The 22055-nt window shown below is 31.8% G+C and carries 24 protein-coding genes; all 24 read right to left on the reverse strand.

The window, feature by feature from the left end; translation table 11 throughout:
* Position 1: 1 nt before the first annotated feature.
* Positions 2-1405, reverse strand: a complete 1404-nt coding sequence (locus DMR38_RS15590) for a hypothetical protein (RefSeq protein ID WP_207670762.1) — start codon at positions 1403-1405, stop codon at positions 2-4.
* 3 nt (positions 1406-1408) lie between these two features.
* On the reverse strand, positions 1409-2485 hold the full coding sequence (locus DMR38_RS15595) for a baseplate J/gp47 family protein (RefSeq protein WP_243124319.1): 1077 nt from the start codon (positions 2483-2485) through the stop codon (positions 1409-1411).
* Positions 2478-2912 (reverse strand): DUF2634 domain-containing protein, encoded by a 435-nt coding sequence (locus tag DMR38_RS15600; protein ID WP_127722182.1) that lies wholly within the window; start codon positions 2910-2912, stop codon positions 2478-2480. Before DMR38_RS15600 ends, DMR38_RS15595 begins: the two co-directional genes overlap by 8 nt.
* Complete coding sequence (locus DMR38_RS15605; RefSeq protein ID WP_127722184.1) at positions 2909-3280, reverse strand: DUF2577 domain-containing protein; 372 nt, start codon at positions 3278-3280, stop codon at positions 2909-2911. Before DMR38_RS15605 ends, DMR38_RS15600 begins: the two co-directional genes overlap by 4 nt.
* On the reverse strand, positions 3277-4272 hold the full coding sequence (locus DMR38_RS15610) for a hypothetical protein (RefSeq protein WP_127722186.1): 996 nt from the start codon (positions 4270-4272) through the stop codon (positions 3277-3279). The genes DMR38_RS15605 and DMR38_RS15610 overlap by 4 nt, the downstream gene beginning before the upstream one ends.
* On the reverse strand, positions 4269-4925 hold the full coding sequence (locus tag DMR38_RS15615; RefSeq protein WP_243124320.1) for a LysM peptidoglycan-binding domain-containing protein: 657 nt from the start codon (positions 4923-4925) through the stop codon (positions 4269-4271). The genes DMR38_RS15610 and DMR38_RS15615 overlap by 4 nt, the downstream gene beginning before the upstream one ends.
* Before the next feature lie 12 nt (positions 4926-4937).
* A complete protein-coding gene (locus DMR38_RS15620) occupies positions 4938-8255 on the reverse strand; it encodes a transglycosylase SLT domain-containing protein (protein ID WP_127722187.1) in 3318 nt (1105 codons plus the stop codon).
* A gap of 177 nt (positions 8256-8432) precedes the next feature.
* The gene (locus DMR38_RS15625) at positions 8433-8891 is read right to left on the reverse strand and encodes a hypothetical protein (RefSeq protein WP_127722188.1); all 459 of its coding nucleotides are present in this window, start codon (positions 8889-8891) and stop codon (positions 8433-8435) included.
* Between the two features lie 27 nt (positions 8892-8918).
* On the reverse strand, positions 8919-9371 hold the full coding sequence (locus DMR38_RS15630) for a phage tail tube protein (RefSeq protein ID WP_127722189.1): 453 nt from the start codon (positions 9369-9371) through the stop codon (positions 8919-8921).
* A gap of 12 nt (positions 9372-9383) precedes the next feature.
* On the reverse strand, positions 9384-10496 hold the full coding sequence (locus DMR38_RS15635; RefSeq protein WP_127722190.1) for a phage tail sheath subtilisin-like domain-containing protein: 1113 nt from the start codon (positions 10494-10496) through the stop codon (positions 9384-9386).
* Positions 10496-10942, reverse strand: coding sequence for a DUF6838 family protein (locus DMR38_RS15640; protein WP_127722191.1), 447 nt, complete (start codon positions 10940-10942; stop codon positions 10496-10498). Before DMR38_RS15640 ends, DMR38_RS15635 begins: the two co-directional genes overlap by 1 nt.
* Positions 10939-11385: an HK97 gp10 family phage protein gene (locus DMR38_RS15645; RefSeq protein WP_127722193.1), complete on the reverse strand. Its 447-nt coding sequence runs from the start codon at positions 11383-11385 to the stop codon at positions 10939-10941. Before DMR38_RS15645 ends, DMR38_RS15640 begins: the two co-directional genes overlap by 4 nt.
* A complete protein-coding gene (locus DMR38_RS15650) occupies positions 11385-11735 on the reverse strand; it encodes a hypothetical protein (RefSeq protein WP_127722194.1) in 351 nt (116 codons plus the stop codon). Before DMR38_RS15650 ends, DMR38_RS15645 begins: the two co-directional genes overlap by 1 nt.
* A 1-nt stretch (position 11736) precedes the next feature.
* Complete coding sequence (locus tag DMR38_RS15655) at positions 11737-12069, reverse strand: phage head-tail connector protein (protein WP_127722196.1); 333 nt, start codon at positions 12067-12069, stop codon at positions 11737-11739.
* Between the two features lie 36 nt (positions 12070-12105).
* Entirely contained in the window at positions 12106-13125 is a 1020-nt protein-coding gene (locus tag DMR38_RS15660; RefSeq protein WP_127722197.1) for a major capsid protein, read from the reverse strand.
* Between the two features lie 12 nt (positions 13126-13137).
* The gene (locus DMR38_RS15665) at positions 13138-13464 is read right to left on the reverse strand and encodes a hypothetical protein (protein ID WP_127722199.1); all 327 of its coding nucleotides are present in this window, start codon (positions 13462-13464) and stop codon (positions 13138-13140) included.
* A gap of 15 nt (positions 13465-13479) precedes the next feature.
* Positions 13480-14073: a phage scaffolding protein gene (locus DMR38_RS15670; RefSeq protein WP_127722200.1), complete on the reverse strand. Its 594-nt coding sequence runs from the start codon at positions 14071-14073 to the stop codon at positions 13480-13482.
* 17 nt (positions 14074-14090) lie between these two features.
* Complete coding sequence (locus DMR38_RS15675; protein ID WP_127722202.1) at positions 14091-15458, reverse strand: phage portal protein; 1368 nt, start codon at positions 15456-15458, stop codon at positions 14091-14093.
* Positions 15459-15471: 13 nt separating this feature from the next.
* Positions 15472-16734: a PBSX family phage terminase large subunit gene (locus DMR38_RS15680; RefSeq protein ID WP_127722203.1), complete on the reverse strand. Its 1263-nt coding sequence runs from the start codon at positions 16732-16734 to the stop codon at positions 15472-15474.
* Positions 16712-17452 (reverse strand): phage terminase small subunit, encoded by a 741-nt coding sequence (gene terS, locus DMR38_RS15685; protein ID WP_127722204.1) that lies wholly within the window; start codon positions 17450-17452, stop codon positions 16712-16714. Before terS ends, DMR38_RS15680 begins: the two co-directional genes overlap by 23 nt.
* A gap of 230 nt (positions 17453-17682) precedes the next feature.
* Positions 17683-18189 carry a hypothetical protein gene (locus tag DMR38_RS21935; RefSeq protein ID WP_175412883.1) on the reverse strand — a complete coding sequence of 169 codons (507 nt, stop codon included), beginning with the start codon at positions 18187-18189 and terminating at the stop codon, positions 17683-17685.
* Between the two features lie 192 nt (positions 18190-18381).
* Complete coding sequence (locus DMR38_RS15690; RefSeq protein WP_347562532.1) at positions 18382-19185, reverse strand: ATP-binding protein; 804 nt, start codon at positions 19183-19185, stop codon at positions 18382-18384.
* Complete coding sequence (locus DMR38_RS15695) at positions 19121-19921, reverse strand: DUF4373 domain-containing protein (protein ID WP_243124321.1); 801 nt, start codon at positions 19919-19921, stop codon at positions 19121-19123. Before DMR38_RS15695 ends, DMR38_RS15690 begins: the two co-directional genes overlap by 65 nt.
* Positions 19922-20048: 127 nt before the next feature.
* Entirely contained in the window at positions 20049-22034 is a 1986-nt protein-coding gene (locus DMR38_RS15700; RefSeq protein WP_127722206.1) for an AAA family ATPase, read from the reverse strand.
* Positions 22035-22055 lie beyond the last annotated feature (21 nt).

A 22055-nucleotide genomic window follows, 5' to 3' on the forward strand; every position in this document is an offset into this window, starting at 1 on the left:
ACTACACCCCCTTAAGATCATTCCAGGTTACAGACCCCTTTAACATTTTCCATGCTCCCCATCCTGAAGCTGTGGTACCTGTCCTAACTTTTATCACTCCATCACTTTGAAATCCGATTTCGTGGGCAGCATCCCCACTATCATCACTCCATCCTCTAAATCCTATAATTGTACAATAAGTACCACCAGATAATCCTACTACTGAAGAATTTTTAAATTTAATTGACAGCGTTTTAGAATAATCTCCGGGAGAAGTTTTCACATTTCTTGTATCTTGTATTATAAGCTTTTCAGATCCATCTACCACACCATCATCATCTTTATCATAAATACTTTTCAGCATATTCCCATAACCAGCATTACTTAGTTCCGTCTTGGTTGTAAACTTATTGTCACTGTCAGTTTTGCTATATACATCATTACTATCAGCCTTACTGCTTACTGTATTCCACAGCATCCTTTCATCTGAAGTTATATGTTTAACTTTATCTGTTATATGGCTTACAGCACTATTCCACCCATCTATTAAATCTTGAGTTAAAATTTCCAGTAAACTTAAATTACTGTGAATATGTTTTTTACTATTTACATCCTTTAAATTTGCTTTATCAGTATCATTGGTAAATCTATGATTTTTATCTTCTGTTATCATCGAAGCAGGATGTGTTGCTGGATGAATATAGTTATTTGCACCTTCTTCTATACCGGCCAATTTGTTTTTTTCTGTTGTGGTATAATCCTCTGTACTAAGTTGTTTTCCATCAACTTTATCAACCTTTAGAGATAAATTTTTTGTCATAGTACCAGCAAAATCTTTATCGTCACCTAAAGAATCGGCAATTTCTTTTAAAGTATCTAATGCTGAAGGAGCAGCGCCTACAACATTTTGTATTCTCTGATCCGTTTCTTCCTTCGTATAAGTATCTGTTTTATCTGATTTTTTTAAAAGTTCAGTATCAACATATGTCTTCTCCGCTTTATTATTTTCTACCGCATCAAGTTTAGCTTCATCGTCAGATACCCTGTTGTTATTAGTACTTTTATATCTATCCAGTTCGGTTTGTGTATTTATAATACTATTCTGTACTTTATTTATATCATCCGATTCCACTGTATCCCCTGTAGTTTCATAGGTAATATAAACAGTAGATTTGCTTGAAAATATTTTAACATCCCTTTTCCATGGTGTAAGACTTGGAGTTGATACTATAACATTTTCTATTTTACTTCCTGTAAGTTTTGAACCCGTATATACATTTATGGAAGACAAACTCACATTGTCATGCTGCAGCTCACCTTCATATATACCATCTGTTAACTGTACCTCTTCTTCTATTACATAGGTATTTTTGTCCAGCTTATTCAATTTTTCTATAAATTTATCTACTTCTTGTGGATATGCCATTTATCACACCCCCAAATCTATCGTACCCATTACAGGAATTTCTTCATTGTCCAAGGCTGCATTTACCGTATTATCATTTAAAATCAAATTACTGTAATCCACAACACCATCAACCTCAAGAAGCACTCTGCCTATTTTAGCATAACTTACATAAGTATCTTTAAATGCTAAATCGCTAAGGTACTGTTCAATTGCAGCCGCAAAATTATCCTGTACCTGCTGTATTACATATCCCTCTGCAAGAATTACTTTTGCAGATAGATTTATTGCCCTTTCCGAAGCAGACACTACTGTTAAAGCTGCACCTATAGGTGCTTGACCTTCTCCTTGTGAAGAAGGTTCAGGATCTATATAATTTTTGACCTTTTGAATTAGTTGTTGATCTGCAGCTCTTTTGTTCTCATTAACTATAACTATTTTTACGGTACCATTTCCATTCCACAGAGGAAATACTTTAGCATCTCCAACTCCTGTAACTTCCTTGGCCCAGCTTTTATATTGTGCTTTGTTTCCACTTGCTGCCGGTGTTTGCATCCTTTCAAAGTACCTTTTTCTTAAACTATCATCGTCTTCGATATTATATCCGTTAATTACAGGATCAGGATTGGTAATGGACATTATTCCTTGAATCATAATGGTCATTTGTGTAATGGTATTTGCAGGTACATTATATTTGCTTCCCACATCCCTTGCCTGTATATCTACTAATGCCTGACCATTGTTTAAAACAGTGTCATTTTGCACTACATACGTTAAGCCATGTTTAGTTTGTACAAAAGTACCTGCCAAAATAACTGTTCCATCCACTCCTGTAGCTCTAAGTTTTGTGGCTGCTTTATCACCTTGTTTTCTTTTAATTCCAACAGGATTTGTTATGTTTTCTAAATCAGTACCTGCTGCAGTAAATGGTGAAGTTCTCTTAAGTATTTCATCATCTGTAATATAAATTTGTGCTGCTTCATTTGAAGCAGGAGAAACAGCGTCATACACAAAACTACCTTCTGATTTATCTATATCAGAAGGTATATCATTTAACATTCTGTTCAAGATTATCTGCTGACTATTTTCTTCACTATACACTTATATCAACCTCTCCATATAAAGTTTTAGCTGTAAAATTAATAACTGCCCTACTTCCTTCAAATTCTATACTAAAGCTTTCGATTTCCTGTATATATGGATTAATAGACAGTGCTTCCTCTACATATCTTTTAGCTTCAGATTCTATTACACTTCTACTAAGTGATTTTTCTATTAATTCCTCTATTTGATTCCCATAATTTAAAGTATAGGCCAGGTACCTGTACCTTGGCGTATTTAAAACCTTCCATATCCATATTTTTATTGCCTCATTTCCTTCCACTACTATAAATTTGCCATCTTTAAGAATAAACTCATTTTTTTCAAAGTCCCACCCGTATTCTTTTGGAATCGGTAAATTATCAGATTGTGTAGTACTTTCAATTACTGTATTTATATCTACAGTTTGATTTGGAAGTATGCTCATGCTGCCACCACCTTTAATAGTATTAAGTATCTAGTTGTACTCACTTTGATCAGTGCAACAATATCTCCTTCTTTTAATCCACTATCTGAAAAGTTTAAATTGGCTTTTGGAAGACCTATGGAACTGATGCTTCCATTGGAGGTGGAGCCAGAAGCATCAGTGGAAGGTATACTTATTTGTCTCGAATATCCTTGTTTTAAATAGTCCGCAATATATAAGTTGTCTTTGTCTAAAGGTAAATCCCCCAATTGTACCACTATAGGATCTGTGCTTGAAACTATTCCCAATTCAATTGATGAAGGATTATATTGCGAGCCCTGATCTCTCATCAAATTAATTATTTCACTATAAGGATTCTTTACATTCATTCAGATTTGTCCTCCTCTATCAATTTCATTTTAGTTTCAAAATTCAAGTCTAACTCCATAGTATATTTCCCAGAAGCTACTTCCCAGGTATGAGTATCCGTATCAATACACATTGTTACTTTACTAAGATCACTAATATATGGGATTTCTAAATTTACACCCCAACCAGTAGTACATTTCGTATTTCCTAAAACACTTATTTTAACCGTTCTGTCTACTCCATGCAGCATACTATTTGCAACTGTCATAGCATCTTTTCCTTCTTCAGCCTCATAAACATCTTGAAGTATTCCATACATATTAATCCAATCTCTTTGCCATGCAGTACCCACGTAAGTTCCATCTGATTTATATACATTTACTTTGTTTATCATACTGTCAATTGCATCACTGTATGAGGTATTTCCTACATTTATATCAGGAGTAATTATCAAGTTATCTATGGGAATTCCCATATTCATAAGTCCCAACTTGTTTTTTTCAGCATAGGGCATAAAGTTATATTTTCCATTATCCAGATGCCAAACTTTAGTATAAGCCATCATTATTACTTCATAAAAAGTCTTATCTTTGGCCAATAAATCTATTTTCCAATTTGATTTCCCGATGTCCCCCACAGGTATTCCTGCGTTATCACAAACAGCTCCAACTATATCTTCAGGTAATACATTTTTAAAATTGTACGTTCCTTTTGATTTTGTGAAATAAATTAAGTAATCGTAAGCAGTAAATGTAAGTTCCTGATTACTGCTTTCTATGTCTCTATCAAAAACGTACCCTCTGAACAATTCCTTTCCATCTTCCAGCATCCATATTAAATTGCCCGGACCTATCTGCGTGTTTAATTGATTTTTGTCAAAAATACTATAGGCTATTGTTATTTCCAGTTTCCTTGCAACCTGTTCCTTATCGCCAGACCAAACTATTGTTTTACAGTAATTTGTTATGTCCGTAGTTATTGAACGTTTATACATACTGTAAATTTTAATCATAATTTAAGCACTGTCCCTTCAGGGATATCTGTAGGATCTTTGATGAGATTTTTCTCAGCTAACTCCTGCCATTTTGAACCATCACCATACACCTTTTTTGCTATTAGATACAAAGTATCTCCTTTTTTAACCGTATATTGAGTCGGCGTTTGTTTATCAATTGGCCTTTTGTTTACCGCAGCTATATCTGCAGCTAAAAAAGTTACATTCTGATATCCATTTGATAGACTATTGAACTTTCTTGTAGTGGCATCTATTATTCTGTATTCTTTAAGCTGAAGTGAAAAAGAAATATCACCTGTTCCATCATTTTCTTTATATTCAAAAGATTCTATAGAACAGGCTATATTTATAGGTGTATCCGTTATTATATAACGAATGGGTTTGCCGCTAACTCTCCACTTTTCTATTAAATTTACACAATCCCAGGGCTTTGGAAATTCTAAATACTGACAGAAGGTATAATTCTTATTTGGGAAAAAAGTCTCTATAACTCCTATTTCGCATAAATTGGTTTTGCCCAAAAAACTAACTTCTCCAAAATTTTCTACACTAAAACTTGAATTATTGTTAGAGCCCTTTATAGAATAATTACCAGGAGGAACAGGCAGCCTTAATTTTTCACTGCCCTGCATTAGCCAAAATTCTTTCAATTAAAACACCCCCTACATGTTAAAAGCCACAGACTTTAACTTTTTAGCTAAAGCAGTGGCTATTTTATCTATATCACTATCGTCTCTAACTTCAATCTTATCCGCCAATTTTTGAATTATTACTGAAGCTCCATCAGCTTTCTTATTATAGTTACGCGCTTCATTGGCAGTTAAAACTCTTTCGTCTTCATGGAGCATTGCCGGGAAATTGTCATAAGGAACTCTTGTTAGTCCAACTGCATATCCTTTATAAGCTCCTCCTGACATTTCACTTCTAACTCCAGGTGTATTCCATGGATTTCCATAATCATGTTCAATTAGCCTAATTGCAGCTGCTGCATTTTCTATAGGATTCCATATATCAGTCATACCGGGCAAATGAAATTCTTCCATATTTTCATCAATTAACTGCATGAGTCCCTTTGAAGGATGTCCTTCTTGAGCATTTATATCCCATAAATTTATACTCATTGGATCTCCTCCAGATTCACCCATAGCAATCATCTGTAATGCAGGTAGCCAACTCATTGGAGCACCTGTTAATGCTATTGCAGCTGTTAGCCATCCAGTTACTGTTCCACCTGCTGCACTCATTATACTTCCTATCCAATTCTGTATAAACGATTTTACATCTTTTGATGACATTCCATTAATTAATCCTTGCATCAAATGTCCACCCATTTGAAACATAACTTTTGAGGGACTGTGTATTCCAAAACCTGTCTTGAATTGTTCAATAACCTTATCTGTAAGAGCTTTAACTATTGCAACTACATTACCAGCACTCGCTTGAATTCCTGAACCAAATTCCTGCATTGTTTGAGATCCATAAGAAAGACTAGCTGTATTCAAGTTTGAATAAACACCTTTTACATGTGTACTCATATTGGTTGTTGGATTAGTTACAAGTTTTGTATTATCTTTAATTCCACTGCCAAAAGTTTTCATCATGTCAACTGGATAGGTATCAAAATCACTTAATGGGCCTTTATCCGGTGATGAAAAGTGGATTAGCTCTTTTATTTTTGTGGCCATGGTAGTTACAGAATCAGTTATAGGTTTCATATTATTATTTATGCCTGTTCCAAAACTTCCTGGGACATCCTTTCCCCATTTTACGGATTGAGTTTTTAAAGACTTCATTTGGTTTGCTATTTTAGATGTATTAATCGTTGGTGCATATGCTCCCATAGACTTTGGGACCATGGACATTCCTTGAGCCTTTGGTACCTGAGCATTCATTCCTTTTAAAATATTCGTAGTCTGCCTATTGTTATATACCTTACTCCCTGAGGGAAGCTCTACAATCTCAGGTCCATTTTCAGCTATCCAGGTAGATCCGCCTTCAAAATAGCTTGTGCCTAATGCATTACCCTTCTCTGTTCCGCTACCAGTTAACTTCTTCCATAAATTTATAGTTCCCTTTATCGGATGAGCAAAAAAATCTCTTAACCCGCCCCAAAGTTTTTTAATATCTGCTACAAAATCAGACACATGTTTCTTGACACTTTCAAATGTTTCTCTGACACTTTCAATTTTAGTTTTTACAAATTCAATAACCTCATGTGTTTTATCTCTTATACCACCGAAGTTATGTTTCCAAGCTTCATAAAGAAGCACACATGCTCCTATTATTACAGTTATAACTAAGACTATAGGATTTGCCTGTATAAATAAGAATACTGACCTAATAATACTTATAATTCTAGATGCTACAATTTTTATTGTACTAATAAGGCGACTCTTTAACAAATTTCCTATTACACCTACCCATAATTTAACTGTACCAATAACAGTATTAAGTACACCTGGTATTAACTTAGCAAATCCTATAATGTTTCTCCCTACACTGCCAAATATGGTTCCAACTGTTTTCATTGCATTTCCAAAATTTTTGCCGAACATTTTTGCCGCAGTATTGAGAATTGGAAATTCTTTTTTTATTTTATTAAAAGTAGATACTATATTAAAAGCACCTTTACCTGCCTGAAGTCCAACAAACAACCCTGCAAATAATTTTGGATGTGCAGCAGCTGTTTTTATAAGTGGCATAAGTATTGTTGACACATTCTTTATATATTGAATTCCAACTGTTCCAACTGCTTTAATATCTCCAGCCATTGTTTTAATAGTATTTCCATATTGTTTTACTTTGGCTGGATTATCAAAAGACTTCAGAAAAGCTTGCAGCTTGTTTCCGCCAACTGTTGCTATATTGCCAATCTCTTTCTGCAATTCAGCAAAGGCTTTTGATTTTTGAATTTTCTCAAGTAATGGGTCTATTGCCTGTAACTGCTTCTTAAAATTATCAAACAATCCTCCTTTTATAGTTTCACCTTTATCATTTATTCCTGCAAGGCTTCTTCCCATACTTCCAATAGAATTTTGTCCCCTGTTTATTAATCCTTGGGCAGTATTTGAATAATCTTTTGTTGAATTGCCATACTTAGAATTTATAATATTCATTACAGAGTTTAATGCCTGGTCACCTTTCATATTTGTAATTTCATTTTTATCATTAAACTTCATTCCTGATTTTTCTAAATCACTTTTATTAATACCTAGTTTCTTTAATCCATTATTAATACCTAGTTTCTTTAATCCATCAAGTGCTTCTCCCATTTGTCCATTTTTAACTAGTGAAAAATCATGTGCTATATCCTCAGTAGAAGCATTTTTATGTGAGACACTCAGATTCATTAATGGTTCTAAATATTTTTTAGCATCTAAACCATTTGAAGCAAGTTGTCCCACTGCATTTATTGTATCGGAACTTTTAAGTGAATTATTCTGTGCTTCCTTATAAGCAAAACCCATCATTTCAGATCCCTTTGTTTTGCTATTCATTATAGATTGCATATTAAATAATTGCTGTTCATTAGATGAAGCACTTCCAATTGTCCAGCCATATAGTTTTTTACCAACATCCATATTTATAATACTTTTTGTGGCATTCCTTATACTAGTCAATTTTTGTTTTATATCCTTCAATACTTTACTTGCTTCATCTTTAATCTTAATAGTTGGCTTGAATGTCTCTGATGCAAATGACTTTAAGTGTCCTCCAATTCTACTAATACTACTTGATGCAACATCTTTAGCAGCTATGGTTATTATAATATCTCTTCGCATACTTTCCATAGCCCTTTTAGTCTGAGTTAATTTTTTTACGGTATTACCTTTAACTTTAAATTCCCTTGAACACAAACCTTCCATCTGCTTTTTAGCTTTAGCTACAGAATCAGCAAAAGTATCTGTTCTATCTATTGCTTTTTTTATTTGAGCTGAAAAGTTGTCTTCTAAACTCAAACTTGTCTTTATTTCTGCCAATTGCTCACCTCCTTTTACTTAAAAATACAATTTATATAACACTAACTGGAAATACAGGTGTTTTATTTATCTCCATACCCTTCACTTTATTGTTTCTATCTTCAATATACTTATTCCAAAAAGCTCTGGTAAACAATTTGTCACCAGAGCTATAATTCCAATACTCAGACGGCTTTGTTATTCTTTTTTCTTTCCAGAGTTCGTACATGAGCCTGATTTCCCCATCTGAGTCGATAAGTTTTTTATTTCTTTGACTGCATCTTTATTAAACCCGCTTAATTCAGTTACCACAGTATAAATTGAGCTTACCTCTCCAGGTAAAAATATCTTTCCTACTGCATCAGATGCACTTATACCTCCAAAATATTCAACTATCTTTTGATTATTCAAGTTAGGATCTTTTACTCCTCTTATTACAGTTTCTACTTGTATATTTTTATCAGTATTTATTTTACCGTCAGCACTCAAAGACACACTTTCCTGCAATTCTTCATATTCATCAGAAGTTAATGCTTGACAAGTAATAACAAAAGGCTCTCCTAAATTTTCAGAAAGCCTTTTTATCTCAATTTCCCTTGTTGGTCTTACAAGTTTTGTCTTATCCAATTTTAGTAACAAATCTACTTTATTGTTCATAATACGAAAATCCTCCTCAAATTTAGTTTATATTATACTTGGGTTAATAGTATCCAATGTTTCAAAAGCTTCGAAAGTAAATGGTACTGACTCTGTTCCCAGGCTCTTTGCTTTCCAGTTTGCAAGTGTCAATTCATCAAACTTTACTCCAATAAGCTTTATTCTTTCTGTTCCTCCATTTCCTGGGTCAGACAATTTACTTATAATATTAAACACAGGTTCTTTCCCATTTAGTACTGAATCACCTATCAAAAGTATCATTCTTGAAGAAACTTTATTCATAGTCAAAGTTCCACTTCCTTCAACAGATGTTATCTTATATTTTTTAAACATTGTGCCACACATAGGTACTTCAGATTTATTCATCTTGAATTTTGCTTGAAGTCCAGTTGCCTCACTAACCTGTTGATCGTCAATCCATACGGAACCAAAGTTACCATACATAGTTTTTTCTTCATTATAATTTCCAATTGAATTCATATATAATCCCCCCTAAACTGCTATTGCAAATTGAATGTCTTCCATAACATCAACAATTTTTTGATTTCCTGATATAAATACTTTATCTCCTGTATTGGCCTCTTTAATTTCCTGTTCGGTCATTTGGTCTACAGTTCTACCATCAGACATTTTATAGTTCACACTCTTTAGATATTCCATTTGTGATTGAATATCTATATTTATACTGCTTTTACCCTTGTCCAAAAGTCCCTGGGATTCCAACTGCTCAAAATAAATTCCAATTGCACTTATTAAAAGTATTTTATGGTCATAATCATTACTTACCTTACCTATATAACTATCTTCAGCAACCTTTTTTATATCCTGGTTTTCTTGATCCATAATATCTATTACCTTGATCTTTTTATAACTTTCATCTTCATCACTAGTAAGTGTTGCCAAACTATTCACTGCTCTTGCTACTTTTACCTTTTCACCATCGTTTATAAGAATAAGTTTTCCAGCATCTACAGCTGTATCTGCTTCATCCTTAGTCAGGTGGTCACAATCTATGAGTTCAGGTAAAGCTGCATATGTTGCTGATGAATTTAGTGGAGTACCTGCTAAAAGTCCTGCTATTCTACTGCAATATTCCTTTGCTGTATACTCCTTGCCAGTTTGTTTATTACTTTTATTGCAGTAATTTATTATTCCAACACTATCCCCAGCACAATTTGGGAGTACAGCCTTAACGTTTTTTCCTTTATTGCTTCTCAATCCTTTTATCCATGAAGCAAAATTCGTTACAGCTGAATCATCAATTTCTGGAACAGCTATATAATCCCACTTAATAGTTTCAAGATAATGCTGAGCTTCTGCATAATCCACTGCTGGAGCAGCCCCTCCTTCTACTGCCACTGGTTTTGCAACTATATAAGCTATAACCTTCTTAGGTGGATTTATATATCCAACGAAAGCAAGACTAATTTGTTCTTTGTTTTCTTCAGTTAATATATTGGGGATATCATCCACGCCACTCATAACTATTGGATTGATATCAGGAACTTTATCCTCCAATATCAATGCAACTATTCCTCTCTCGCCCCTTTGTACAGCCGTTTGGCCGGCATGTCTAAACATAATATTTATACTTGGTAAACCCATTATTTTATTACCTCCTTATTAAATTGAACTTCTTTCATGAGTTCATAATTTTGAGTATCTTTATTGATTTGATCTCTTATTGAAACCAGATAATCCAAACTTATTTGAAAATGTAATACAAAATCAACTATTTGGCATTCTGTCTTTAAAATATCAATATATCTATCCTTAACCTTAATTCCATTTACAAAACTTTGTTCTAATTTGTTTTCCATATCATATAAGTCATCATTACATTCCGTCTTTGGGAAGAAATGAATGTCTACAGTCAGAGATGGATTTTTAGTAAACATATTTGATCTCACTGTACTTATAGGAATTACTTGTATAAAAAAAGCAGGCGGATCAAACCCCTGTCTTATCTCTTCATCGTATATTTCATATTCTTTAAATTCACTGCTTAGTTTCAAGCTTACAGCATCCTTTATATCTCTTAATTCAATCATGATATATACTCCTTAATTTTACTGTTAAACCAGTTTGAAATATATTCGGGTAAATCTTTTTCCAATTTTTCCGAACTGATTTTAAACATATGCTTGCCTGGAACAAACGCAATTTTGCCATGTTCTTTATAGGTATCCGGATGGGGTGCTTTTCCAAGTCTAGTTTTATGGCCGTATTCAACATAGCTTATAGAATCTAATGTACTAAATATTTCTATATAATACTTATTACCTTCCCTAACCAAGTTTCCTACTTTCAAGCTTTTTATTAAATCTTCACAACCTTTTCCATCCGCTGTATCCATAATTTTATTCTTGATTTCTGTGAGAGCTTTATTTGCAACTATTAAAATTTGCTTTTCAAGTTCTTCATCAAGCTTACCTTTGATAAGCTTGTTCATGCTATCTTTATATTCATCCAATCCCTTTATATCCAGGCCCATTATGATTTCTCCTTTCTAAAAAGTGGTACTTCAAGATGACTTTTATAGTAAAAAGGTTCTCCGGCTTCATATTCCCTCATAACTCCATTTTCAAGCATGACTTGTACGTAGTCTCCTGAGACAATAGGACTATCCGGAGCACAAAACATGATAGAATTATACTGTATATTATTTATTGTATTTGTTTGATTTACATTTGCAGCGTCCTTTCTAGATACTGCACATTTCATATTTTCTACTTTTGTCTCCAATTTAAATGCTAAAGCACCATTTTCTTTTTTATACTTTACTTCTCCCTTGACAGTTGCTCTATCAAAATAAGTCAGGCTTAGTATATCTGCTTCTGCCATATTACCAGACAACCTTTCTAAAATTATTCAATTCTCTCATCTCATCAGCTTCAAAACTTAGCAGTATTCTTTCATCCTTTTCACTAGAAGCTTCATATTCTATCCTGGTATCACCTCTTTGAATAGACTTAACTTCTTTATTGTTACTATTTTTCAGTTTATACTGTATTATGGATATAACCTTATCCTCTACAAATTCTTCTAATTTTTTAGGTAAACTTTTAATATTGCAATAATTAAGCACCTTTTGAGTAACTTTTTCTATATATTCACTAATGATTTTATCTTTGGAATCATCTTGTATTTCTAAAATATCTTTTATATTTTCCAACATAATCTATTCTCCTCAAAAAGAAAAGGTTAAATTTTCTTATTTAACTTTAGCAATGTATATCTGATCAGCATAAGGAAATGATGGCAAGCAAGTAGCAACTGCTTTTGTCCACCTAGCTACGGGATCTTTAGTGCTGTATATTTCAGCTACGATGTTTCCAAAAGATTCTATTTTCGTATCATTTCTACCTCTTAATTCTATTTCTTCTGCAGTTAATCCATAAACAGTATCTCCCAATTTACTATCTGGAAGTAATACAAATTTGCCATCCTCAAAATATCTCTTAACTATATACTTTCCATCATTACCTTGTGTCCTATACTGTGAATCATAAGTTGCTATTTGAGGCAAATCCATAGAGGATAATAATTGATTAAGCATATCTTTAGTTACTAGCCTGTCTGCATTAATTCCAAATATAGCTTTTCTTATTGACACATCAGTTAAAAGCAGATTTAATACTGACTTAGAAGTTACAGCTCTAGTAGGAGTATAACCTACATTTTGTACTACTTTATCAGTCCAATTATAAATATCTTCTAATATTTTTGCATCTGCAGATGTCCAATCAGTTGTGCCTTGTTGTGCTGCAGGAGTTCCGTAATCTATGGAAATTTTAACCCCATTTTCATTTATATTGAGCTTTCCAGTAGTTATAACTTCCATTCTCATAGCTTCTATTCTAGTTTTAACACTATTTATCATATTATCTACATCATTATAAATCTGGTTAACAGCTTGCGTTTCTTCTTGAGGGCTTCTTGGAAAATTTAATTGTATTATTAATTTTTCATCCATTTTAATTTTTCTTTTGATTAATGCCAATTCTTCTACACTATAAGAAGCCCCATCCCTTGAACCTATTTCAGTTTCAGTATCAAATCCATGTATACTAGCGCTTACAGGCAAGTTATTAGCTCCCTTTATCATTTTAAAATCCAATCCCTCTATCTTTGTTTCAGGAAACAATATGTCCCCTAACATTGGTATTTGTTCTCTTGTTTTTACATAATTTAAAATTGCCTGTGGTGAAAACAACTCTTCTACTCTAGTCATTCATATTCACTCCTATCTAAATTTTATTTCTTTTAATGCTGTTTTTGCTGCATCAACAGGCTTAACAGGAAGCCTATCTTCTAATACATAACCTTCAACCATCAATGATCCCACTTGAGGACCTTGTGTAACATCCACACTAGAAAACAATATTCCTGCAGCAGTAGCATCATTAACTACTTTCCCATTTACATCCAATATGCTACCTGCAGAAACTATTTTTTTCCCAAATTCATCAGCTGTTATACCTTCATCACTTACCGTAGTAGTAAAATTAACATATTTCCCACTAGCTAAGAACTCCAGTTCATTATTAAGAGTCATTGTTTTTACATACATATCTTATACCTCCTTTTATTTCCACATATTTTCATATGGATTTTTGACTTTCTTATTTCTTTCTTTAGCTATTTGAGAAGCCAAATATTTTTCTCCTGGTGTACTTGTTCCATCCCCTGGCTTAGGTGTAACTATTTTATTTTCTGCAAATAAATAAGGATCAGATACTTTTAAATTCTTTAATTGCTTATCTAATCCTATAAGAGATTCTCCTTCTAATTTAATTTTTTCAACATCTAACAAAGCTTTAACAGCTCTACTATTCTTTGCCCCAGATTTATTTAAAGCTTTTTCTAAAGCATAGTTAAATTGCATTTCAGCTATCTTCTTTTCACTATCTTCTTTCAATTTTTTGTAACTTTTTTCATATTGATCAATTATATTTTGAAGTTTTTTATTATCTCTATTATCTTTTTTTAGTTCTTCAATAGTCTTATTAGCAGTTTTAAGTTGATTTTCTATATCTATTTTTGTTGTTTCTAAACTATTGTATTCTTCTTTGTCTATGCAGCTTGAACTATCCACTAAATCTATGTCTTTATACTTATTCTTTATTCCATCTGGTATTTGAAAATATGTTTCTCCAAGTATTTCACTCAACTTCGGCATTTATAATTACTCCTCTCTTAATTTTTAGACATATTATTTGATAACCTTTGTTCCTCTTCTGTCACATTGTTTACCCAAGGATGATGTTCAATTATAGTTTTATCACTTACTATGCCTTTTGATTTCTGACAATTTTGTATTGTTTCTGTTTCATTAGCAATTATGCTTCTGTTAAAATTCACTCTTGCTGAAGTACAATCAAAGTCCCCTTCCTTTTTCAGTTTTAAATACTCTGATATGAACCAAAATATACTTTTAAATGCGGACTTAAGTTTTCTTTCAAAATTATTGCACTTAAGATCCAGTCCAGTATATAAAAATTTAAGGGCTACTCCTGACGGATTAGCTCCAAATTTATCTGTATCCATGTTAACGCATTGTCCAAATTGATAAATATCTTTTTTAAGCCTATCTAAATGTTTTTCTACTGCATCAATATTTAAATTAGAATTAAGAGAATCTACTCCTCCATCACCTTCAACTTTTATTGCCTTGTAATATCTTAAATCCTGTATAAATTCTCCAATATCCTGTCCTCCATAATTTTTTAATACATATATAAGTGATTGTATTTCAGCAAGATTGTTACTTGTATCACTGGTATTTAAATCATAATCATCAATTAGATATTTAACAAAGGTTAAATCATTAAGTTCTTCACTATTATTCTTAATTACTATAAATGGTATTTTGCCCCATCCATAATATTCACCATCCTTTAGATAATGCCCTATAGGCTCCGTCGTTTCATTGGCTTCTACATCAGGAATAAGTTTTCCATTATAATCTGTGTAATACATAACAGTTTTATCATCCCAATATTCTACCTTAAGTACATCTTTTTTATTTTTACCTTCATACACAGTAACATAGTAATATCTAATTACAGCTTGCAGTTTGGAATGTGCTGTATCTTTCCACAAAGGAACAACTTGTTCGCTTGGAATTAGCTTAAAACTTAATTTTTCGTCATCATCAATATATACTTGCAACCATGAAATTCCCTTGTTACTTGCCTCAACTCCGGACTCATTCAGGATATCATCAAAGTTTTCATCCAATATTTCATCTATTTTTTGTTGAAATTTATCATTTAAAGAAGTATATCTTGGCGGTTTGCCTAAAAGATATCCAACCTTTTCGTCTACCATCAGTTTCATAAATGCATGACTTAATTTATTATTTACTTTAGTTTCATCTACTACCTTTTGTTTGTTCACATAACAAAACTTGTCTCTATTATTTATATCATTTCTATTTTCATAGTAAGCCTGACCTATAAGCATGTTTTTTCTTTTATCTGATTTATCAAATTCGGCAATGAATTCTTTTATAATTTCTTCCTGATTCATTGCTGGAACTTTAGGTTTAAAATTAAATATCATAATCCACCCCACTTTACTTAAATACTGACACACCAGAATCTTTATATAATATTGTATTAACAAAATATCTTACAGCATCCATTGTATGATCCATAATTTTTAACGGTTTATCCTCTCCACGTTCAACAGCTTTTTCATCCCAAATATAGGATAAGAATTCCATAAAAGTATTTTTACAGCAATCATTAAACTGCAGCAAGTTTCCATTTAACGCACTTGCTACATTTCTTATTCCTTCTAGTACATCATTCTTAGCCCTTTTAACTTTAAATTTTCCTTTTTTCTTTATTAAGGCTATAAAGCTGGCTGCACTAGGATCTATTACTACAGCTTCTATTTTTCTATCTCCTGCAAAATCAACTAAATCTTCATAATATTCATCATCTGCTTTTTGCTTTTCTTTATCTCTTCCTGAGTAATAATATTCATTTATCAAGTACCATTTCTCTAAACACTTACCCCATAAAAGAAAAGTAGTTGCATTCTGTGTACCATAATCACAACTAATATAGTATTCCTTATAATCTCTAAACACTGTATGAACTTTATGTTTAACCTCATCAAACATGTCATATATCAACCCTTCAGCTTGTATCCATAAGCCTAATATATAACGCTTAAAAAATACCCCTGTAAACATACTTCTAAACCTTTCCTTGACTCTTTCTGAAAGACTTAAGTTATCATCCATAGTAAAATGCATATAAAGTATATTTTTCTCTTCGGCTTTATCTATAAATTCAGTTTTTATAAAATGATAAGGTGAACCCGGGTTACAATTCATAAAGATTTTAGCACCTTCAACTGAGCATCGTCCTATCATCTGGTCAACAAAATTTTGAGGAAACAATGCTACTTCATCAGCAAATACTCCTGCAGCCGTTAAACCTTGAAGCCTGTCCTGTGATTTTTCATTATTAGCACCATACATATAATAAGTATTATCACCAACAACAATATAATTTTCTGACCTATTAAATTCATATTTAATTCCCCAGGAATTTAATATCTGCTGCATGGGTTCTATAACATTCCTTTTTAGTGCCCCTATAGTTTTACCCGTAAGAATAAAATTTTCACCACTAAAATGTTTTAGGGACCACCTTAAAAAGCTGCATATCATAGCAATAGTTTTACCTGATCTTATAGCTCCATCAGCTATTACCATATCTCTATCAGCAAATGGGGAACCCTTTTCCCAAAAAAATAATAGTTTCTTTTGTTTCATTGAAAATGGCTGGAATTTAAAGCCCCTACTTTGTTTTTTCTTCCTCATTTTCATCATCCTTAAATAATTCTTTTACTTCATCCTCACTTAATGTAGTAGCCTTAATAAATTCATTAATTCCTTCTTTATCATAATTACCAATGTCATTTGAATTTTTAATATCTATCTTTAATTTCTCAATTCTCAATTTTTGTTCCTCTGTAGCCAGATTACCTTTCAATAATTCTTCATACTGCTTGATCATACTCTCCAGAGTTTTCATTGCCTTTGATTGAGCCTGTAAAAATGCTGCCTGCTTATCCCAAGCAAACTGCAATTCATAATCTCTTTCCAATCTTTCTGAATTTTCTCCCACAGTACTTTTTTCTTTTTTAAGTACTTTAGTGAAATCTTTTTTATTCTTAACATTCATAATTTTTTGTGATCTTGCTATAGCTGTATACTGAATTATTATGTTTTCCCAAAGCATATCCAGTGTATCCTTAGCCATAATATCCTCTACTATACCTATAGTCTCAGGTGGAAAAATCTTAGAAAAAAAACCTTGTGCTTCAAGATTTTTATTTTTAAACTGATCACCTTTTTTACTTCCCTTTTGTAACATTTCATTCAGCTTATAGTTCCATTTATCTTTATTTTTCCACCATCCCACTGTTTTTTCAGATATATTTAAAATATTAGCAATTTGTCTATTTCTAATATTTCCATTATGTTCTTTATAAATTTCAAAAGCCTTACCCCTGTTTGGACTCCTTTGTCTAGGCATATCTACGTTGCCACCCCCTCTCAATTTACCTTATTTATATTAAAAAGAAGCCTTATTCAAGGCTTCCCAGTTATCGTTTTTTATGCAGCTATCTACTTCCAACTGTCTACAATATTATTATATTACATTTTATCAATATTTTAATTCCTTTACAGTTCCATTTTGCTTCCTACTTACTTCCCCATTACTTCCTAGTTCTGTCACTTAATTTACAGTATTTAATTGTTAAACTACATATAACAATCGATTATATTTCGAATTAGCCTGTGTCTTCTTTTTGTAGCTCCTCCCGAAGACATATTGAATTTCATCCCCAATTGCCAATCTTTTTTATTATACTTATACTTTTCTTTTAAAAATTCCTGATCCTCAATTTCCAAATCTTTTATATTGGTTTCAATTACAGCATTATCTATTTCCATATTTCTTAACGTTTCCTCTATGTCTTCTACTTGTTCTTTCTTCCATGTCTGTTCCTTAAGTAACCTGTCCGTTATATTCATCAAAGCTTTTTCTGCATAGCTTTCTCCTGTAGGACTTGTCTGTACTCTCTCTTCATAAGCCACAGCTCTTAACTCTTCCGGGATGTCTACATCAATATTTTTCAACTTATACTCTATCTCAGCTATTTGCTTTTTGAAAACTTCTAATCTTTTATTCAAAATACTAATTCTTTTATCCCTATTAAAATAATTAAAAATCCTCTGTTCCATATTTTTAAATACTTCATCATCCATTAAACATTTCCTCCCTATAACGCCATTTACTGTCTATGCACAATTCTAAACCCATATAAAATTACAATTAATATTCCTACAAACATAGACATAAATAGAACATATAATATTACAAACTCTATTAATAATTTCACTGCATCTCTCCTTAAGTTTCAATATATAGCTATCTAGTATTATAATCTGATGCTCTATCTACATCCTATCCTTCTTAATAAATTTCTTCATTCTGTAATTATACTGTACACCTTTAAAAAACATTATATTATCACCACAAGGTTCAAGTATTCTTCCTGCAAGTGCTTCATCAAGTTCTATAAGCATATCAGGAGCACATTCTGTGCTTATAATTGTTGGCAAATGATTAAAATACCTATAATTTATAATTGGAATTATATGTTTTATATCCGCTTCATTAAGTCCTACTTTATTTCCATACTTGTCTTTTATAAGCTGCCCATTTCTAACCTTGTCCTTAAGTAAGTCATCTATTATCAACAGCTTAGCTTTATTGTATCTGCTTAAAAGTTTTAGGTAAAATTCATCATCATTTACATTAGCTTTTAACTGCCTCATAGCCTCAAGATATGGCATATAAATAACTTGTACTGGATTTTTACAATTCAAAAGTGCCGCTCCTATAGCAATTACTATGTGACTTTTTCCAGCACCAGACTGTCCAAATAATCCAAAGTTGTTTTCCTTCTTAAAACTTATATTATTAAAGTTTTTTATATACTCTATAGCCCTTTTTTTAACCCGTAAGGTTAAGCAATCATATGGAACATAATCACTTAACCTTTTAGCTTCAACAGGATTCACCCCAAATTTCTTCCATAATCTAGCACTACGTTCTTTTTCATAACAACTACATCTCTTATAGCCTTCCTTTGTTTCAATCCAACCGGTATCACAGCATATTTTACATTTATATTTAGCTTCCACTGTATTTAGAGAAGTCATATGCACCTGACTTAATATTCTTTTCAATGCCTCCACCTTTCTCCTCCTTTCCTTCCATAATCCAATTTTTTAATATTTTTTCCATGTACCCCTTAATAAATCTCTTCTTGTTACTTACCGTTATTTTTAGTGCTTCTTTAACCCAGCCATATCCATAAGTTTCTACAAAAATTTTTAAAACATCAAAATATTTTTTTATACTCTCACCGGGCTTTAAATTTTCATAATACTTACAGAGTTCTAATGTTTTTTCATAAAGAGAATTTTCATTTTTATATTTTCTTTTCTGTTCTTTTCTTTCTTTTTCTGTACTTTTCTCTTCTTTATTTTGAAGATTAATGCTTACATTAACTACCTCGTGGTTGGGGATAATGTATACAATAACTAAATTTTTGTATACACTAATGGTTTCATCATCCAAAAGCAAATATTCTTTGAATAATTTTACCTTCTGTCTTCTACCTGCTGCTTCTATATAACGCTTTTGGATTCCTTTTGAAGTAAGTACTTTATAGGTTTCAAAAACCTTTTTATCAAACAACCCCCACTTAACACAATCATTAATGATTTCATTAATTAAATTAATGTCTACATTAACTCTCTTTGAAAACAATAACTGTTGTTTTTCCACCCACTCGTAGAAATATCCATGTTTATAAATTTTCATTAATAGCTTAATTACTATGCCAAAACCAACTATTCCATGTTGTGCTTCTATTAGTGCAACTTTATCGTCTTGATCCATGTCAACATCTAAAGGAAAATATTCCAATCCTTCTTTTTGAGGTCTAGCTAATGTAATCACCCTCTTCCAAATCTACAGCTTTCAGAAAAACCTTAGCATTTTTAAAATGAAACATAACTTCAGTAATCTGGCTGCCATTTAATCTATCCTTATGTCAAAAGCCTGGTCCTTCTACTTGTTTAAGTGATGTATTTTCAACTCGTAAGTTCTTATCTGCAACACTTACAAAAAGGTTAACTATTTGCAAATCAGTCTCTATAAGCTTTGTAGTACTCTCCCTATTATCTATAAAGATTGGAGCTTTAATTTTATAATGATTTGATAATGTATTTATAATGTCAATTCCAGCATTAATCCTTGCACCGAAATTCAAATTTGTTGAAAATGGCACACCTTCCACGAGAGGCTCACAATCTTCATCAATTCCTCCATTAACCTGAGTTTTAAAGAATCTAAACTTTACATACTTGAATTTAGAATTAATACCAGATTCCATAAGTTGAACTTTAGTTTTTATAAATTCATTACACATAAATTCCTGTTTTTCTAACTCTACAATTTGTTGAGTTAAAATTTTTTCTTGATCCATAAGTTCTCCAATTCTTGATCTAATTTTAATATTGATCTCTTTATATCCCAGTTCATGATTAATTTGTTCAAGTTCACTTTCAAGGGACTTTCTTTTTTCTTTCAATTCATCAATCTGTAAGCTTTTTTCTATTGGCTTACATAACTCAGCTTCAAGCATTTTTATCTGGTTTTGTATATTCCTGTATTCTTTATTGCTATCAAGGTCAATATTCACCTTGAAGCTACTAATATTGCTTTGTAAGTCAATCTTTTTATTACTTAGGTTTTCTAACTTTTCCTTTGCATTTTTTAATGCAATATCATTTTCAGACATCCTATTTCTATATTTTTTAAGATCATAAGCCTTATTGGTACCTTCCCTAGTTATATCTTCAAGGACTTTTGCTTTACTTTTATTAAAGTTTTCTTCTAACTCATTTCTATGTTTTTCAACATCCTCATCAGAAAATGCTCTTTTACAAAGAGGACATATGCGTGCATTTTTAGGAAATTCAAATATCTTATTATTTTCCTCATACCACTTACCTCTTAAATTATCTACATCATTTTCTATTTCTTTTATTGCCTTCAAATCATTATATTTCTCAGTTTCAAATAATTTAATATCAAATTTAATATGAGTTATTTCATCATTAACACTACATAATTCTTCTTCAATCCCATCTTTGCTACTTTCAGCTTTTTTAATTTCTTCATATTGAATATCTTTGAGTCTGGATTTAAGTCCATACATATCTTCCTTTTTCTTGAATATTTCAACATTTACTTCTGATTTATCCATAATCTGCTTTTCTACACTTTTTATTTTTAAATCTATTTTTTGTTTTGCATCCTCTAGTGTTTCAAAGTCAATATCTTCTTTTATTGTCATACTTAATTCATCAACTCTTGCAGGTATTGACTCTTTGTCTTTAATTAACTTTTTTCTTGACGCATTTATACTTTCTTTCAATTCATCTATACTTTTATTTATCAATAGATTTTTTAACGGTTTTAGATTTTCTTTAAAATCAATAACATTTTCATCTGTAACTTCTCCTAAAATATCCATTAAAACCTTTTTCCTCTCCTGCCATTTCATGCTTGTACTAAAATATAAAGGATTAGTTACTAATTTGAATATATCTTCAGGAATAATGCTGCTTATTTTCTTTTTATATTGACCTTGCTTTTTAGGTACACCATCAATATAATAAGCCGTAGTTACACCTTTTAGTTCCGATTCGGATTTTCCCTTTGGCTTAATCCACTTTTCCTTCAATACCTTTTTAAAAACTGTTTTTTCTCCATCTATCTTAAGTACTGCCTCAACTTCCGTTTCAAGCATATGAATTGCATTATTACTTTTATCTAGCGGCTGTACATCAAATTTACTCATATCCCTGCTGTCTTTATCAAATAAGAGCCAAGTAAATGCATCAAATACGCTAGTCTTGCCTGTTCCATTATCCCCATAAATATTAGTTGTATCTGAAAACTTTATATCCAAATTCTTAAGGCCTTTAAAATTCTTAAGAATTAATCTTTCTAAAAATATTGATTTACTCAATTTCTATTCCCCCCTATTTCT

Origin of the sequence: Clostridium sp. AWRP, from assembly GCF_004006395.2 — a bacterium.
GTDB lineage: Bacteria > Bacillota > Clostridia > Clostridiales > Clostridiaceae > Clostridium_B.

Excerpts from the sequence above, each read along its gene's own strand:
- DMR38_RS15680 (WP_127722203.1), bottom strand. The coding sequence starts at position 16,734 with ATGAGGAAGAAAAAACAAAGTAGGGGCTTTAAATTCCAGCCATTTTCA.
- DMR38_RS15670 (WP_127722200.1), bottom strand. The coding sequence starts at position 14,073 with ATGCCGAAGTTGAGTGAAATACTTGGAGAAACATATTTTCAAATACCA.
- DMR38_RS15640 (WP_127722191.1), bottom strand. The coding sequence starts at position 10,942 with ATGATTGAATTAAGAGATATAAAGGATGCTGTAAGCTTGAAACTAAGC.
- DMR38_RS15590 (WP_207670762.1), bottom strand. The coding sequence starts at position 1,405 with ATGGCATATCCACAAGAAGTAGATAAATTTATAGAAAAATTGAATAAG.
- DMR38_RS15665 (WP_127722199.1), bottom strand. The coding sequence starts at position 13,464 with ATGTATGTAAAAACAATGACTCTTAATAATGAACTGGAGTTCTTAGCT.
- DMR38_RS15645 (WP_127722193.1), bottom strand. The coding sequence starts at position 11,385 with ATGGGCCTGGATATAAAGGGATTGGATGAATATAAAGATAGCATGAAC.
- DMR38_RS15625 (WP_127722188.1), bottom strand. The coding sequence starts at position 8,891 with ATGAACAATAAAGTAGATTTGTTACTAAAATTGGATAAGACAAAACTT.
- DMR38_RS15635 (WP_127722190.1), bottom strand. The coding sequence starts at position 10,496 with ATGGGTTTACCAAGTATAAATATTATGTTTAGACATGCCGGCCAAACG.
- terS (WP_127722204.1), bottom strand. The coding sequence starts at position 17,452 with ATGCCTAGACAAAGGAGTCCAAACAGGGGTAAGGCTTTTGAAATTTAT.
- DMR38_RS15610 (WP_127722186.1), bottom strand. The coding sequence starts at position 4,272 with ATGATTAAAATTTACAGTATGTATAAACGTTCAATAACTACGGACATA.
- DMR38_RS21935 (WP_175412883.1), bottom strand. The coding sequence starts at position 18,189 with ATGGATGATGAAGTATTTAAAAATATGGAACAGAGGATTTTTAATTAT.
- DMR38_RS15655 (WP_127722196.1), bottom strand. The coding sequence starts at position 12,069 with ATGTTGGAAAATATAAAAGATATTTTAGAAATACAAGATGATTCCAAA.
- DMR38_RS15605 (WP_127722184.1), bottom strand. The coding sequence starts at position 3,280 with ATGAATGTAAAGAATCCTTATAGTGAAATAATTAATTTGATGAGAGAT.
- DMR38_RS15660 (WP_127722197.1), bottom strand. The coding sequence starts at position 13,125 with ATGACTAGAGTAGAAGAGTTGTTTTCACCACAGGCAATTTTAAATTAT.
- DMR38_RS15600 (WP_127722182.1), bottom strand. The coding sequence starts at position 2,912 with ATGAGCATACTTCCAAATCAAACTGTAGATATAAATACAGTAATTGAA.
- DMR38_RS15650 (WP_127722194.1), bottom strand. The coding sequence starts at position 11,735 with ATGGCAGAAGCAGATATACTAAGCCTGACTTATTTTGATAGAGCAACT.
- DMR38_RS15630 (WP_127722189.1), bottom strand. The coding sequence starts at position 9,371 with ATGAATTCAATTGGAAATTATAATGAAGAAAAAACTATGTATGGTAAC.
- DMR38_RS15675 (WP_127722202.1), bottom strand. The coding sequence starts at position 15,458 with ATGATATTTAATTTTAAACCTAAAGTTCCAGCAATGAATCAGGAAGAA.